This window comes from Flavobacterium sp. AC267 (genome assembly GCF_979258715.1).
Genome location: NZ_OZ409875.1, coordinates 4526826 through 4541791 on the forward strand (window position 1 = coordinate 4526826; position 14966 = coordinate 4541791).

Below are 14966 nucleotides of genomic sequence, written 5' to 3' on the forward strand. Positions count from 1 at the left end.
CCTGATTTAATTCTGCTTATATTGTGGTGCTCGCAACAGCAATCTCTTTTATAGACTGCGTTTCGGCTACTTTTTTCAAAGCAATAATATAAGCGGCAATACGAGGCGTTACACTATGTTTTACTGCAACTCTAAAAACAGTATCAAAACCTTTCTCTAAAATATCCTCCAGACGGGTATTAATCTGGTGAATTCTCCAAGACTCCAAAAGTGAATTCTGAAGCCATTCGAAATAAGAAACTGTAACTCCTCCTGCATTGGCTAAAATATCAGGAACAACTAATATATTTTTATCGTGCAAAATCTGATCGGCATCTGAAGAAACTGGTCCGTTAGCGCCTTCAACAATAATTCTTGCCTGAATATCACCCGCATTTTTCTGCGTGATAACATCTTCTTTAGCCGCCGGAATTAAAACATCAACCTCTAAAAGCAATAACTCTTCATGTTTAATGGCAACAGAATTTGGATATCCTTTTATCGTTTTATTATTCAAATTGTAATATAAAATCAGTTCAGGAATATTGATTCCGTCTGGATTATACAAGGCTTCCGAAACATCGCTTACTGCAACGACTTTTATTCCTTTTTCATATAAAAACAAAGCCGAATGCAATCCTACATTTCCAAAACCCTGAATCGCGACGCTAGCTCTTGCAGGTCTGATTTTTAATTTTTGAAGTGCCAAAAGACTGATAATGCTCACTCCTCTTCCAGTAGCTTCTACTCTGCCCAGAGATCCTCCAGAATGAAGATGTTTCCCAGTTACTACGGCATGAATTGGTCGTCCGTGTAAGAGTGAAAATTCATCCATCAGCCAGCCCATTTCGTCTGGACCAGTTCCCATGTCTGGTGCTGGAACATCTTTTTCTGGTCCGAAAATATCGGCCAGAGCTTTGGTGTATGCTCTTGTAATTTTTTCTAATTCTGCTTTAGAATGCTTTTTTGGATCACAGATAATACCGCCTTTCGCACCTCCAAACGGAATTCCAGTTACAGCAGATTTCCAGGTCATCCAGGCGGCAAGTGCTTTCACTTCATCTAGATTTACAGCGGTATCATAACGAATACCACCTTTTGAAGGTCCTAAAGCGGTGTTGTGAATTACGCGATACCCTTCAAAATTTTGAACGGTTCCGTTGTCCAAAACAATCGAAAAATTTACTGTGATTTGTTTTTCCGGACGCTCGCAGTTTTTGTCTGATAGAATCATCTAAGTTTAAAATATCTGCCGCAATATTAAACCGATCAATCATCGATTGAAAGGGATTATGTTTTATAATTTCTGAACTCATACTATATAGTTTTTAGTTGGGGTTAATTTTATGGATTAATGCGCTTACTCGTTACTTAAAATGCAACACGGAATTTTAATTAAACAGCAGTGCATCAACATATTTTTATTTCGATTGGTTCTCATATTTTCATTTTTTACTAATTCAAAAAAAAAGCCTTTCATGGTGCAATGAAAGGCTAAAAAAAAAAAATAACTAACAAGTACTTTCTCTATTAACGCCATTTCATAACGTGGTTCATCATGCAAGACATCGCAAAGTCAGCATCGAGAAAACGTTATCACATTTCGGCTATAGTTTTTCATTGTTGAGGCAAATCTACAAATTATATTTATAAATTCTATAGAATTAGTCGAGTTTATTTTCAATAAATTAAAAACATAACATTAAATCAACTGTAAATTAAAGCATTACCTCTTAAAAAAAAATTATTATAATTGTGATAAAAAGATGAAAACAATGGCAATTAAAGCCAAAAACAATCCAAAAACATTAGTTCTAGAAAGCTTTTCTTTAAAGAAATAAGCGCCAATTATAGTTCCAAGAATAATAACCCCCATATTCATTCCAGCAAAAACCGTTGACGGATTTTGCTGGAATGCTTTATGTGCTTTTAGATAAAACAATATATTTCCGAAATTAAAAACGCCAACGAGCATTCCGAAAGGAATATTTTTTACTTCCAGTTTTTCTTTTACTGCTACTACTTTATACAATACAATAAACACAGAAACTACAAAAGAGATTAGAAACACCAAAAACAAAGAAGTTGTATAAGGAACAACAGTATATAAGGCAATTTTCTTAAAGAGAATATCTACAAGTCCGAAGCCAAATAAAACTACAGCGGGATATATCCACTTATTTTCGCTGTTATGAGATTGTTTTCTTAAAATAAATAACAGCGCCGCAAAGCCAACTAAAACACCAATAACTTTATAGGTATTAAATTCTTCGTTAAACAATAACCAAGCGACTAAAATGGGAATAAAAAGTGACAATCTCTGCGCTAAGCATCTGTTTTTGCAATTCCCATAAATCGGATTGAAAGTGCCAAAAACAAGAACACAATTGGAAGTAAAACTCCAACTGCGGTGTAAATTGCAAAAGGTGCATTATTATCTAAAGCTTTAAAATCTGGACTAAAAGTGAAGTAACAAAGCGTAATTGCGGTTATATAATTGAACGAAATTATCTGGGAAGGATTGGCATTATATTTTCTGGAAATCTTAAATATAACACCTACTATAACACTGCATAAAATGCTTAGAATAAGAAATAACATAAATTTTTATTTGGACTGTAAAAGTAAACTATTCCAAAATAAAAAGGCCCAACCGGTTTAAAAAAACCAGTTAGACCAGATTAACATTCAACAACAAATTCTATCTAAAATTTGCTGATATAACTTCCGTAAATATCTCTAAACTGATTTCCTTTTGCAAATCGGTCTTTACTTAATTTTCTATATTCTACCAATCCCCATAAAACAAATTCTTTCATAAAGTATTGATCTTCTTTTGCTAATTGCGACTGGTATTTTTTTAACAACTCGTCTAATGGAGTTACTTCATCCAAAATACTTTTGTAATCTGCATCTGAAGCATCGTCTAATAATTCGAATCCGCTTTCTGCGAAAAACCATTCTACAACATCCGAATAGGGTGTTTTTTCGTCTGGTTTTTCTAATTTTTCGATTTTTGGGAAATATTCTGGAAACAAAGTTCTAATAGCAGAACCAATTAGACTTTCTGCCACAACATCGGCGCCCTCCTGCTCTCCTTCATAAACCAATTCTACTTTTCCTGTAATCGCTGGAATAATTCCAACAAAATCAGATAAACGCAAAGTTGTTTTGTCAGTTCCAGAAATCAAAGCACGGCGTTCGGCAGTACTTATTAAATTTTCAAAAGCCGTAATACTCATTCTTGCACTCACACCGCTTTTATTATCGATGTATTCGCTTTCGCGCGCTTCAAAACTAATCTGCTCCAAAATATCTCTGGCCAAACTCGGCACATAAACAACATCAGTCTGATTTTGATCTAATTTAGATTCCTGCTCTGTAATTGTTCTTGCAATAGCAATATTTTCAGGATAATGCGTTAAAATTTGAGAACCAATTCTATCTTTTAAAGGTGTAACAATACTTCCTCTATTGGTATAATCTTCTGGATTTGCTGTAAAAACAAACTGCATATCAAGAGGCATTCTCAACTTGAAACCTCGAATTTGAATATCGCCTTCCTGCAAGATATTAAACAATGCAACCTGTATTCTAGCCTGTAAATCGGGTAATTCGTTAATTACAAAAATACAGCGATTGGCTCTCGGAATCATTCCGAAGTGAATTACACGGTCGTCTGCATAAGATAATTTTAAATTTGCGACTTTAATTGGGTCTACATCTCCAATTAAATCGGCAACTGTTACATCTGGAGTTGCTAATTTCTCAAAGAAACGATCGCTTCTATGCAACCACGAAATTGGCGTTTCATCTCCTTTTTCATCAATTAAGTCTTTCGCAAAGCGAGAGATCGGATTTAACGGATCGTCATTAATTTCTGAACCCGCCACAAACGGAATATATTCATCTAATAATTCGATCATTTTACGCGCCAAACGCGTTTTTGCCTGTCCGCGAAGTCCAAGCAGATTTATATTGTGTCGTGATAAAATAGCTCTTTCTAATTCTGGAATTACGGTATTCTCGAAACCGTGAACACCTTCGAAAACAGGTTTTCCAGATTTTATTTTTTCGCGAAGATTATTTCGCAATTCGTCTTTTATACTTGTACTTTTATATCCAGCGACTTTTAATTGACCTAAGGTCTTTATAGTATTTATTTCCATTTTATTGAAATATAGATTGTTTATTAATTGATTTGGCAGGTCTTACATGCATTGTGTAATCTCGCTTGGACTTCGCTCAGCATGACAACTGAGATTGAGAACCTTAATTAGACGCACTGCAGTACGTCTCTACGATATACGTTATGTTTATTTAAGGTAAAAAAGAAACCTTAGTATCTTAGCATCTTAGAACCTTAGAACCTTTATTATTTACTTTACGTAGACGCACTGCAGTGCGTCTCTACGATATACGTTATGTTTATTTAGGTAAAAAAGAAACCTTAGTATCTTAGAACCTTAGCAACTTAGAACCTTTATTAGTTCCTTTACGTAGACGCACTGCAGTGCGTCTCTACGATATACGTAATGTTTATTATAGGTAAAAAAGAACCTTAGCATCTTAGCACCTTAGAACCTTAGTCCCTTATTTAATCTTCTTCTTCCTATTCGTTTCATAATCTTCAAAAATCATTTCACCCAAACCTTTTAATCCAGTATAAAATGCTTTTCCCTGATTTGCTTCTGTAAACTGATTTACAAAACGCTGTAAATACGGATCTTTTGCAATCATAAAAGTCGTAATCGGAATGTGGAGTTTTCTTGCCTGTTGTGCCTGCGTGTAGCATTTGTCTACAATATATTCGTCCAAACCATTACTATTCATATAGTAGGAACCATCACGTTCGCGAACGCGACTTGGTTTTCCATCGGTAATCATGAAAATCTGTTTGTTGGTATTTCGTTTTCGTCGCAGGATATCCATTGCCAACTGCAAACCTGCAACAGTATTAGTATGATATGGACCAACTTGCAAATAAGGCAAATCTTTGATTGGAATGGTCCAGGCATCATTTCCAAAAACTAAAATATCTAAAGTGTCTTTTGGATATCGCGTTGTGATTAATTCTGCCAGCGCCATAGCAACTTTTTTAGCAGGCGTGATTCGATCTTCACCATATAAAATCATGCTGTGGCTAATATCAATCATTAAAACGGTACTCATTTGTGCTTTGTACTGCGTTTCTTCGACAACCAAATCATTTTCGGTCAGCATAAAACTTTCCACGCCATTATTAATTTGTGCATTTCGAAGACTTTCTGTTAAAGAAATTCTTTCTAAACCGTCTCCAAAATTAAACTCACGGAATTCTCCTGTGTGTTCATCACCATTTCCAGCATGTTTTGTTTTATGATTACCGCTTCCAGAACGCTTTAAATTCCCAAAAATCTGATCCAAAGCCTGCTGTCTGATTGCTCTTTCTGTTTTTGCCGTAATTCCTAAACCTGGAGTTCCATCTTGCTTAACTTCATCTCTGATGTATCCTTTCTTCTTCAGGTCTTCGATAAAATCGTCAATTGTATAATTTTCGTCGGTAAGTTTGTATTCTATATCCAGTTCCCGAAGCCAGTTGATGGCTTCATCAAAATCGCCCGAAGTATGGGTGATCAACTCTTTAAAAATCGTAAAAAGTTTATCAAACGGAGACTGAAAAGGAGCTTCGTAAGTCTTAAAATAAAAGCCTTTTTTAAATTCGTTTTTCATAAATCTAAAATTACGTCTTTTTAGAATTATGAAAAACGAAACGTTTATTAATTTTTAGTTAAAATATTTAATCAAAAACTACAATTAACAATGTTAGATATATTAATTATTCAAATTTTCCATCAACATAATACCAAGATCCATTTTCAAATTTAAAAGTAGAAAACTCATAATGTACTTGTGGTTTATTATTTGAATCTAAAAAGTAAGCTTTAAATTCGACAGTCGTTTCTGTAAAACTTACAATTTCGAGTTGCTCGCCATTTATTGGAAATGGCCCATTTTAAAATTTCAGGTTTTGAGTAATATCTTCTTTCAGAAACATAAGTTGTTTCAAGAAGATAATCAGCATTATGAGAAGCATAAGCCGAATATCTCGAGCGCATTAATGCCAGTGCAGAAGGTGCTTTTTGATTGTTCTCCAAATATAATCCGCGACAATTTTCAAACAGTAATCCTGTATCGCAAAAGCATTTTTTATTCTCCATCAACTGGCTCTTCTCCATTAATTTTTACATGCGACTTGGTTTAATAAAACCTGATAACGGGTAATTTCTCTCACCTCATCATCTTCTTCTGCAAAATCAATCATTTCGTCTAATGTTTCGCTTACTTCCAATAATTTATTATTAGCTTCTCTTTCATTTTTTGCGGCGATTAAATCGATAATTTCTTGTACGCTGGCTTTTAAGGTTTCAAATTTACTATTCATATATTTTTACTTTTTGTTTTTTTTTAAAGGTTTCAGGTTTCCGGTTTCACACACAGAGCGTTAACTTGAAACTATTTACTCTTCTTTTTTGCTTTCGTTAAATTTCTTTACGATTTCTTTCAATTTTTCCTTGCGGGAAATTTCGGCCTGTTTCGCTTTTGCTTGGGCTTTGTGCAATTTATCGTTGTGCTTTTTAATATTTTTTTCGTTATTCCTTCCCATATATCTCTCTTTTAATTTGTTCTAAACTTTTCTCTGTGAAAATTAATTCGTTGATAATCTCTTTTCGTAAGTCATCAATATCTTCATAGTCAAAATGTTTTGCCCAAGAAGTTAGTCGCTGTAAATTTCTAATTTGTTTCAGTCTTTTTGTAGTTTCAAAACTTGTTCTCAAGACCGCTTTTCCATCATAATCTGGATTTTTTTTATGCTGATAATTAGCGAGATTCTTTTCAAAATCTGCTTCTATATAATAGAGTTTTTCTTCTGCATTATCAGGATAAAATTCTTCCCACTTTGCAAAACCTATTTTAGTTTTCGATTCTGTTTCTGGCTCGCGGGCAATCAAACGCCATTTGCTGTTTGCCAATCTTCCCCAATGATTGGAAACGCGGTACATTCCTGCTTCTGTATAATAATAGGCACTTCCTGCTTTACTTTCAAATTGTTTCTTTAAACCTTCAATTTCATTTGGCAAGCACTTCATGAAAGGCGCAAAAGGTATTTTTGAAAGAATTAGGATGTGGCTTAAAGTTTTTCTGCATGCTGCAAATATACTCAGATTGTGCGGAACTCCCTAAAACAAACATAAATTGATTATCTTTGCTTCGTAATTTCAAAATAAAAAAAGATGTCTAAAGATTTAGAACAAAAAATGCCGCAAAAAGGAGTTTTTACTGGTATTATAGAAAAAGATGAGAACAATAATTATTTCTGGCATGAATATCTTTTAGACTATAAATTGGTTCAATCTAATTTTAAAGTTGGTGATTGGATTACTATAAAGTCAATTATTGAAAATCCAAGCGATATCAGTTATGACAAATATCCAAAGAAATCAAAAAACTTCGATAAGGCTAATCATAAGCCGGAATAGTTCTTTTTGTTTCAAGTTTCAAGTTTTAGGTTGGAACGTTTAATTTTTAACGCAGAGAGCGCAAAGTTTTTTTCTTTAAAGGAACGTTTATAAACACAAAGTTCGCAAAGCTTTATCAATACAAAGCTTTTGCGAACTTTTGAGGTTTAATATAAAAGCTTGTAGAAATATTTGCACTCTTTGCGGTTAAATAAAACAAACCTTATTACCATCATAACACGTTATCAACACAAATCTTTGCGAACTTTACCTTTGTTCATTCACAAGCTTAAATAAAAATTCTTTGCGCACTTTGCGGTTAAATAAAAATAAACTTTAATACCATCATAACACGGTATCAACAAAAAGCTTTGCGAACTTACCTTTGTTCATTCACAAGCTTAAATAAAAATTCTTTGCGCACTTTGCGGTTAAATAAAAATAAACTTTAATACCATCATAACACGGTATCAACACAAAGCTTTGCGAACTTACCTTTGTTCATGCATAAGCTTAAATAAAATTTCTTTGCGCACTTTGCAGTAAAACTACCATTATATCAAATTTCTTTTAACTCTTAACGATTCCGTAACGAATATTTTTTCGATCAAAAGTAAAAAGTTAAAAAAAAGTGTACCTTTGCAAAAAATTTGTCGATTTGAACTAATTAATATCGATTTCAAACTAATAGACAAGTAGTTACCTTTTATTTATGAAAAAAATAGTTGAATACCGCAAGTTACTAAACGTAGAAAAGACTGCAGAGTTAAAAGAGTTAAAAACAATTTATCGTAATGCAATGAAAGAAGCGCATCCTGATAAATTTCAAGGAGATGACGCTGGTTTAAAAGAAGCAGAAGAGAAAAGTAAAACTATTATCGAAGCTTACCACTTTTTAGTAAGTATTCACCCTGAAACTATTAAGCTTAATTTACCTGAGTACACAGAAACAATTTCAACTTGTACTATTACAGATTATAAATTTGTTGAAGGTCGTTTAATCATTGACTTTTCTAACGGAAGTGTTTACGAATACATTAGTGTTCCTAAAGCAACTTACGTTAAAATGGTAAATGCAGATTCTCCTGGAAGATTTGCTAAAAGACATATCTTAAACTCTTTTACTTGGAGAAAGAAAACAAACCAAGAATAGTTTTAAACACTATATTTATAAAAAAGCGCTCTGTTAAACGAGCGCTTTTTTTATGTCAAAAAATTTAAAAATCGCTTATATTGATTTAAAAATCATTTCTAATCAAGAGTTTCAAATCAAAAAAAACACACAAACATCCTGATTTAATGGGTTTTAAGACCAGAAAAACTATAACAAAATTTTAGGTTACAAAATTCTGTATGTTTTATAATTTTAGATACTTTTGTTGCACAAATCAATTAACTAATTAATTTTTTATAATGAAAAAAATACTTTTTGTACTTACAGCTTCTGCGGCTATCATTTCTTGCAAAGCAAAGTTAAAGATGGAGAATACCTAATTACAGGTACAGCTACAGGAATTGAAAACGGAAAAACTATTATCTTACAAGGTGCAGATCCTGCTACAAGAATGCCTGTTGCTCTTGATACAGTAAAAGTTGAAAACGGAAAATTTGAAATAAAAGGAAAAGTAACTGAACCAGCTTTCCATACATTAATTTTACAAGGAGCTAATGGTCCTATTCCATTAATTCTTGAAAGTGGAGAAATTAAAGTTGCAATTGATAAAGACAGTATCCAAAAATCTAAAGTTTCTGGAACTTACAACAACGATGAGTATGTAACTTTCATTGAAGATATTACAAAAACTCAAAAAAGCTTAATTGATTTTCAGAAAAAGAACAATCAAAAAATGCGGCAAGCACAGCAGGCTCAAGATACAGCAGTTATCAATGGCTTGATGAAACAATATATGGATATTCAAAAAGAAGTTGGAGAAAACAGCAAAAAGAAATATTATACTTATGCTGAAAGTCATCCAAAATCTTACATCACAGTTGTACTTATCCAAAATTTATTGAATGACCCAGCGACTGATACTAAAAAATTAGAAAGCCTTTACAATTCTTTAGATGAGTCTATGAAAAATACAACTCCTGGAAAAGAAATTAAAACAAGATTTGGTCAAGCAAAAATGCCGTCTGTTGGTGCTACAGCTCCTCCAGTAGGAAGTGCTAAATGAAGAGCAGACTTTTCAGCTCCTAATCCAGAAGGAAAAGTAGTTTCGCTTAAACAAAGTTTAGGAAAAGTAACTATCGTCGATTTCTGGGCTTCATGGTGCGGACCATGCCGAAAAAGAAAACCCAAATGTTGTTGCAATTTATAAAGAACTGCACTCAAAAGGTTTAAACATTATTGGAGTGTCTTTAGATAAAGATGTCGCAAAATGGAAAGAAGCGATTGCAAAAGATGGTTTAACTTGGACTCACGTTTCTAATTTAAAATTCTGGGACGAGCCAATTGCGAAACAATATAATGTTGAATCGATTCCTGCAACTTTTATTCTTGATGCATCAGGAAAAGTGGTTGCTCAAGACTTAAGAGGTCCAGAATTGAAAGCAAAAATCGTAGAAATGTTATCAAAATAATCCTACTTTTTAAAAAACTTTAAAAAATCTCCCTAGTGGAGATTTTTTTATTTTATTCAATTCCAATGAATTAAAAAATAACTTTAAAATAACTTAAAATTAAGTTCATTTTTTGTTTGCAAATGTAGAAAGAGTTCCTATCTTTGCAACCGCTTAGAACAACAAAGCACAACAAATAAAGCTTAAGGGGAGATACTCAAGCGACCAACGAGGGCAGACTGTAAATCTGCTGTGTGAACTTCGCAGGTTCGAATCCTGCTCTCCCCACCAAAAAAGTCCTAATGAAATTAGGACTTTTTTTATACCTTAATTCTAATGCCAAAATTCAAATCTACAGAATTACAGGTTTTTGTTTTAAAGCAATTTTCAATCTTGTTAAACAGTTAAAAGTTTTACTGCACATTTGTGGCTCATCGTGCTTTTCAAAAATATTTCCCTCGAAAAATAGGTCTTAAACAACTTTAGATTCAATTATATTAAAAGTATATTACAGCTGTTACTAATACACAAACTCCCTTAAATAAAAGTTATAATTTGGCCTTTTTTATTTAAATGAATATTAATTCATTTAACTTTACTATATGAGACCATTAGATCCTGATAAAAGAGAAAAAATTTTAAAGTCTGTATTTGTTCTTACAGGCAAACAGGGATTAGCAAGTGTTACCATTTCAGGTATAAGTAAAATAGCCGGAATTGCCACTGGAACTTTGTATATCTATTTCAAAAATAAGGAAGAGGTAGTACAGCTGGCCTACGTCGCTGTAGAGGATAAAATGACACAGGCAATGTACCGTGATTTTGACATTAATGTACCAATAAAGGAATCGCTTAAACAGATTTACATCAACATGCTCAACTACAGGCTTAATAACTACGACGAAACTGTATTTATTGACCAATATCAACAGTCAGGCTACATACAGCTGAATTTCACAAAACAACTGCTGGAGTATGAAAAACAGAACAAACCGCTATATGATCTTTTAGAAAAAGGACAGCAGGAAGGAATTATAAAAATATTGGATGCAATTGTACTTATCAGCTTTTTTGATGGTGCAGTACGTTCGTGTTCTACAGGAATCATCCAAAAGTTATTTCCACTCAGCCAAGAGCTCATAAATGACTCCTTTAATATGATTTGGAGAGGCATGAGCCAATAATTTGGATTTTAAATAAGTAATTTTTCAATAATACATTTAATTATATATATCATGAGCATTTTTAAAGACAAAACAATTATTATTACTGGAGCGACTATGGGTCTTGGACTAGCAGCTAAGTAAAGCAGTAGCACTAAAAGGGGCTAATCTGTCTATTGTAGATTACAATGCAGAAGCACTCGAAAAAGCAAAAGCAGAAATCCAGTCAGTTGCACCAACTGCAAAAATCATAACTATAGTTGCTGACGTTTCAGATGAAGAAGCAGTCAAAAATTATGTAGACAAAACAGTGGAAGAGTTTGGCCGTATCGATGGATTCTACAATAATGCAGGTATCGAAGGAAAACAGGCACCATTAGTTGACTATGACATCAATATATTTAAAAAAGTAATTGACATCAATCTTATGGGGGTTTATTACGGCCTAAAATACGTGATTCCGGTAATGCAGAAACAAGGCGGAGGAAAAATTGTAAACGTCGCTTCTGTAGGCGGAATAAGAGGTGTCGTTAATCAAATGCCTTATGTTGCAAGTAAACATGCCGTTTCAGGTATGACCAAAAATGCCGCTATAGAATATGGTAAAGATGGAATATATACTAACGCAATTGCACCTGGGGCTATCTTGACACCAATGGTTGCGGAAGCTTTTAAACAGGTAAATCCATCCGATCCGAAAGCAACTGAAACAACTTATGCACAAAGAAACCCAACAAGACAATTAGGTAAACCGGAAGATGTAGGTAATCTTGTTGCATTCCTGCTTAGTGATGAATGCCAATACGTAAATGGGCAGACCATTGCAATTGACGGAGGGGAATCGAACCTTTATGGTAATTCATAATTCCAAATAATTTATTTAAAACGGATTATAGCATAAACTGTAATCCGTTTTTTTTATATAATCTTTTTATGGAGACTTTTTATAAAATGATTGTACGCAGGATAATTTTAAATTTAAATCTGCAGATTTGCAGTTTATTTTTTAACCTGTGCTATCAAAGGATCGAAAGTAAAGGTTTATTTTATAACAAATTTAAAGCCTCTGCTGTTCGAACTGCTTCAATAGAATTATTTACATTTAGTTTTTCCAGAATATTTTGTCTGTGCCTGTTTACAGTATTAATGCTGATATTGAGTTTTGATGCAATTTCTTTACTAATCACACCTTGGCTGATTAATACTAAAATTTCTTTTTCGCGAGAAGTTAAAAGATCTACACAATTTTCATACGTATCTACATAAAAAATTTCTCCTGTTTTAGTATTGATAATTTTTCCTTCGATACCATTTACCCCTGCTGTTTTTTCTAATAAATAATTATAAAGACAAACAGCAAGCCACAACCCTCCTTCTGAACTGTTTTTCATATAAAAACTGCGATGCAAAATATATTGGTATTCCTTTGTAGTGTTTAGGGTTCTAATTCTGCATTTTGTAGCATAATTTAATCTTTCCTCAGAAGGTATTGTTTTTAAAAAATTAAAAAACTCTAATTCTAAAAGATGTCTTTGAAAAAGATCATCGGGATGAATGCGGTTGTAAATGTCCTCTTCCCAAATAGAATCAATTGTTGTAAATCCAGATGTATGGATATCAAAAAAATTCCCAAAATTACCCGCAAATATATAGCTCTTATTACTCGCTAAATCTGAGAGTACAGCTACTGAATTATCCAATTTCACGTATGCCTCCATCATTGCTATAGCCTCATTTAATGCTTCATTACGCTTTTCAGGGCTATCAATTGATTCAAAAGAAAATTTATCTTCCAGGTTCGAGATAGGATTCATAACTATAATTCGTTAGTTACTTACTAAGTTAGAGTGATTTTAAAAATGGTTATATTTAACTATTGCTGTAAAAAACTCAAATTACATTCTTTGTAAATTATTAATAAAATTCAAATTTAAGAAATCATGAAGAGAATTCACTTAGTTTTAATATGTATATGCATTATGGCTGTAAAAGGAAACGCTCAAAAACTAACTGCAATGAACTGGCTCAATGAACCAGCTGACTGGGAAATAAAAGACAATAAACTTATTATGCAGGTTACGCCTCAATCTGATTATTGGAACAAAAGCCATTATGGATTTACTGTTTACGACGGACCTTTTCTCTATACAGAAAGAAGCGGTGAGTTTGAAGTTGTGGTAAAAATGAGCGGTGTTTATAAGACTAGATTTGACCAAGTCTGCCTTATGCTTCGTATTGATGAAAACAATTATGTAAAAACTGGTGTAGAATATGTAGATGGAGTTTACAATATTAGTACCGTTCATACTATCGATAAAAGTTCATGGAGCGTTATGGGCTTAAAAGAAAAACCTAAAAATGTCTGGATGAAAGCCGTACGCCGACTAGACGCCTTGGAGATTTTCTATTCTATTGATGGAGTAAATTATACAATGACTAATACCGTGTATTTTCCTGAATTTAAAACAGTACAAGTGGGTATGATGGCAGTAAGTCCTGATGGAAAAGGATTTACGGCAACTTTTGAAGATTTTAAAATTACACACCTTCCAGATCAAAGACGTTTGGAGTGGTTGAAAAATAATCAGTAGTTTTTTTGTAGAATTAGGCGTTGGGTGTAATGCAAAAAATTTAATTAAATAAATGGAAACATTATAGTCAACTTTTTTAGAACGAGACAAATTTTAAAAAACCTCCAAAATCAAATGAATTTGGAGGTTTAAAATTTGCGGTAATTATATATTATTTCAAATTATAATTAAAGAAACTTTCTAACTTATCGAAAGGAATTATATCTACTTTGTCATACAAATCAACGTGGACTGCATTTGGAATAATTATTAACTCTTTTGGTTCATTTGTCGCTTTAAAAATATCTTCACTAAAATATCTTGAATGCGCATTTTCTCCCGCGATTAAAAGCAATGGTCTTGGCGAAATTTCTTTTACATAAGTAAGTATTGGCATATTCATAAACGAGATTGGATTGGTTACCAGCCACGCTCCGTTTGAATTCACCGAATTAACGTGAAAACCACGCGGTGTTCTGTAATAATCAAAATATTCTTTTACAAATTGCGGTTCATCGCCTTTCAATGTTTCTGGTAAATTTCGGGGACCATCTGCCGGTTTTCCGGTTTCTGCATCTTTCCAGCGCTCGCTCACCCAAAGTTTTCAATGTTTGGGCTCTTTGTTCTGGAGTTACTGAGTCATTGTACCCCCTTGACATTACTCTGGTCATATCGTATAAACTTGTCGCAGACAACGGCTTTCACTCGTTTATCAACAGCGGTTGCGTTTAGGGCAAAACCTCCGAAACCACAGATCCCGATGATCCCAATTTTATTTCTATCTACCTTTTTTTGTAATCCTAAAAAATCAACTGCGGCGCTAAAATCTTCGGTATTAATTTCTGGAGATGCTAGATTTCGTGGTTCGCCTCCGCTTTCTCCTGTATAAGACGGATCAAAAGCTAAAGCTACAAAACCACGTTCTGCCATTTGACTCGCATATAGTCCAGATGATTGTTGTTTTACAGCTCCAAAGGGTCCGCTGATTGCTAATGCGACCAATTTTTCGTTTCCAGCATTTTTTGGAAGATATAAATCGTCGCTTAATGTAATGCCGTAACGGTTTTTAAAACTTACTTTTTGTCGAATTACTTTATCACTTAATTGAAAAGTATAATGTTCTTTTGATGTATTCATTTTCTCTAAATTAGATTTTACTTTTTGTGCAAATGTTTGCCCTGTTATCAGCAATA

At 33.3% G+C, this 14966-nt stretch carries 18 protein-coding genes, 1 tRNA gene and 2 pseudogenes; 9 read left to right on the forward strand and 12 right to left on the reverse strand.

The window, feature by feature from the left end:
• Positions 1–16: 16 nt before the first annotated feature.
• The 10 genes and pseudogenes from ACZZ95_RS23970 to ACZZ95_RS24015 all read right to left on the reverse strand — a co-directional run bounded on the left by ACZZ95_RS23970 (position 17) and on the right by ACZZ95_RS24015 (position 7167).
• Positions 17–1213 (reverse strand): Glu/Leu/Phe/Val family dehydrogenase, encoded by a 1197-nt coding sequence (locus tag ACZZ95_RS23970; RefSeq protein ID WP_463471005.1) that lies wholly within the window; start codon positions 1211–1213, stop codon positions 17–19.
• A 513-nt stretch (positions 1214–1726) separates the two neighbouring features.
• On the reverse strand, positions 1727–2296 hold the full coding sequence (locus ACZZ95_RS23975) for an EamA family transporter (RefSeq protein WP_463471006.1): 570 nt from the start codon (positions 2294–2296) through the stop codon (positions 1727–1729).
• An 8-nt stretch (positions 2297–2304) separates the two neighbouring features.
• Positions 2305–2580: a hypothetical protein gene (locus ACZZ95_RS23980; RefSeq protein WP_463471007.1), complete on the reverse strand. Its 276-nt coding sequence runs from the start codon at positions 2578–2580 to the stop codon at positions 2305–2307.
• Between the two features lie 104 nt (positions 2581–2684).
• A complete protein-coding gene (locus ACZZ95_RS23985) occupies positions 2685–4148 on the reverse strand; it encodes an AAA family ATPase (protein ID WP_463471008.1) in 1464 nt (487 codons plus the stop codon).
• A gap of 424 nt (positions 4149–4572) precedes the next feature.
• Positions 4573–5691: a vWA domain-containing protein gene (locus tag ACZZ95_RS23990; RefSeq protein WP_463471009.1), complete on the reverse strand. Its 1119-nt coding sequence runs from the start codon at positions 5689–5691 to the stop codon at positions 4573–4575.
• A 106-nt stretch (positions 5692–5797) separates the two neighbouring features.
• Positions 5798–5959: a YchJ family metal-binding protein gene (locus ACZZ95_RS23995; protein ID WP_463471763.1), complete on the reverse strand. Its 162-nt coding sequence runs from the start codon at positions 5957–5959 to the stop codon at positions 5798–5800.
• A complete protein-coding gene (locus tag ACZZ95_RS24000; RefSeq protein WP_463471010.1) occupies positions 5904–6197 on the reverse strand; it encodes a YchJ family metal-binding protein in 294 nt (97 codons plus the stop codon). Before ACZZ95_RS24000 ends, ACZZ95_RS23995 begins: the two co-directional genes overlap by 56 nt.
• Complete coding sequence (locus ACZZ95_RS24005) at positions 6197–6403, reverse strand: hypothetical protein (RefSeq protein ID WP_463471011.1); 207 nt, start codon at positions 6401–6403, stop codon at positions 6197–6199. Before ACZZ95_RS24005 ends, ACZZ95_RS24000 begins: the two co-directional genes overlap by 1 nt.
• 75 nt (positions 6404–6478) lie before the next feature.
• A complete protein-coding gene (locus ACZZ95_RS24010) occupies positions 6479–6625 on the reverse strand; it encodes a hypothetical protein (RefSeq protein WP_095954231.1) in 147 nt (48 codons plus the stop codon).
• Positions 6612–7167 (reverse strand): annotated as a pseudogene (locus tag ACZZ95_RS24015) (hypothetical protein). Before ACZZ95_RS24015 ends, ACZZ95_RS24010 begins: the two are co-directional and overlap by 14 nt.
• Positions 7168–7253: 86 nt before the next feature.
• On the opposite strand from ACZZ95_RS24015, the gene ACZZ95_RS24020 reads away from it, so the two are divergent.
• From ACZZ95_RS24020 to ACZZ95_RS24055, 8 genes are all read left to right on the forward strand, one after another.
• Positions 7254–7499 (forward strand): hypothetical protein, encoded by a 246-nt coding sequence (locus ACZZ95_RS24020; protein ID WP_463471012.1) that lies wholly within the window; start codon positions 7254–7256, stop codon positions 7497–7499.
• A 691-nt stretch (positions 7500–8190) separates the two neighbouring features.
• Complete coding sequence (locus tag ACZZ95_RS24025; RefSeq protein ID WP_095954234.1) at positions 8191–8631, forward strand: KTSC domain-containing protein; 441 nt, start codon at positions 8191–8193, stop codon at positions 8629–8631.
• A 307-nt stretch (positions 8632–8938) separates the two neighbouring features.
• Positions 8939–9655 (forward strand): DUF4369 domain-containing protein, encoded by a 717-nt coding sequence (locus ACZZ95_RS24030; RefSeq protein WP_463471013.1) that lies wholly within the window; start codon positions 8939–8941, stop codon positions 9653–9655.
• Positions 9656–9727: 72 nt separating this feature from the next.
• The gene (locus ACZZ95_RS24035) at positions 9728–9799 is read left to right on the forward strand and encodes a hypothetical protein (protein ID WP_463471764.1); all 72 of its coding nucleotides are present in this window, start codon (positions 9728–9730) and stop codon (positions 9797–9799) included.
• 4 nt (positions 9800–9803) lie between these two features.
• Positions 9804–10061: a peroxiredoxin family protein gene (locus ACZZ95_RS24040; RefSeq protein ID WP_463471765.1), complete on the forward strand. Its 258-nt coding sequence runs from the start codon at positions 9804–9806 to the stop codon at positions 10059–10061.
• Positions 10062–10247: 186 nt separating this feature from the next.
• Positions 10248–10331: transfer RNA gene (locus ACZZ95_RS24045), tRNA-Tyr, on the forward strand.
• Between the two features lie 311 nt (positions 10332–10642).
• Complete coding sequence (locus tag ACZZ95_RS24050) at positions 10643–11224, forward strand: TetR/AcrR family transcriptional regulator (RefSeq protein WP_463471014.1); 582 nt, start codon at positions 10643–10645, stop codon at positions 11222–11224.
• Positions 11225–11378: 154 nt separating this feature from the next.
• Complete coding sequence (locus ACZZ95_RS24055) at positions 11379–12068, forward strand: SDR family oxidoreductase (RefSeq protein WP_463471766.1); 690 nt, start codon at positions 11379–11381, stop codon at positions 12066–12068.
• Between the two features lie 181 nt (positions 12069–12249).
• Here the strand turns inward: ACZZ95_RS24055 and ACZZ95_RS24060 are convergent, their stop codons facing one another.
• Positions 12250–13017, reverse strand: a complete 768-nt coding sequence (locus tag ACZZ95_RS24060; RefSeq protein WP_463471015.1) for a response regulator transcription factor — start codon at positions 13015–13017, stop codon at positions 12250–12252.
• A gap of 126 nt (positions 13018–13143) precedes the next feature.
• Here ACZZ95_RS24060 and ACZZ95_RS24065 point away from each other — a divergent pair, with 126 nt between their 5' ends.
• Positions 13144–13794, forward strand: a complete 651-nt coding sequence (locus ACZZ95_RS24065; RefSeq protein WP_463471016.1) for a DUF1349 domain-containing protein — start codon at positions 13144–13146, stop codon at positions 13792–13794.
• A gap of 151 nt (positions 13795–13945) precedes the next feature.
• On the opposite strand, the pseudogene ACZZ95_RS24070 reads toward ACZZ95_RS24065, so the two are convergent.
• A pseudogene (locus ACZZ95_RS24070) lies at positions 13946–14910 on the reverse strand (alpha/beta hydrolase).
• Positions 14911–14966: the final 56 nt, after the last annotated feature.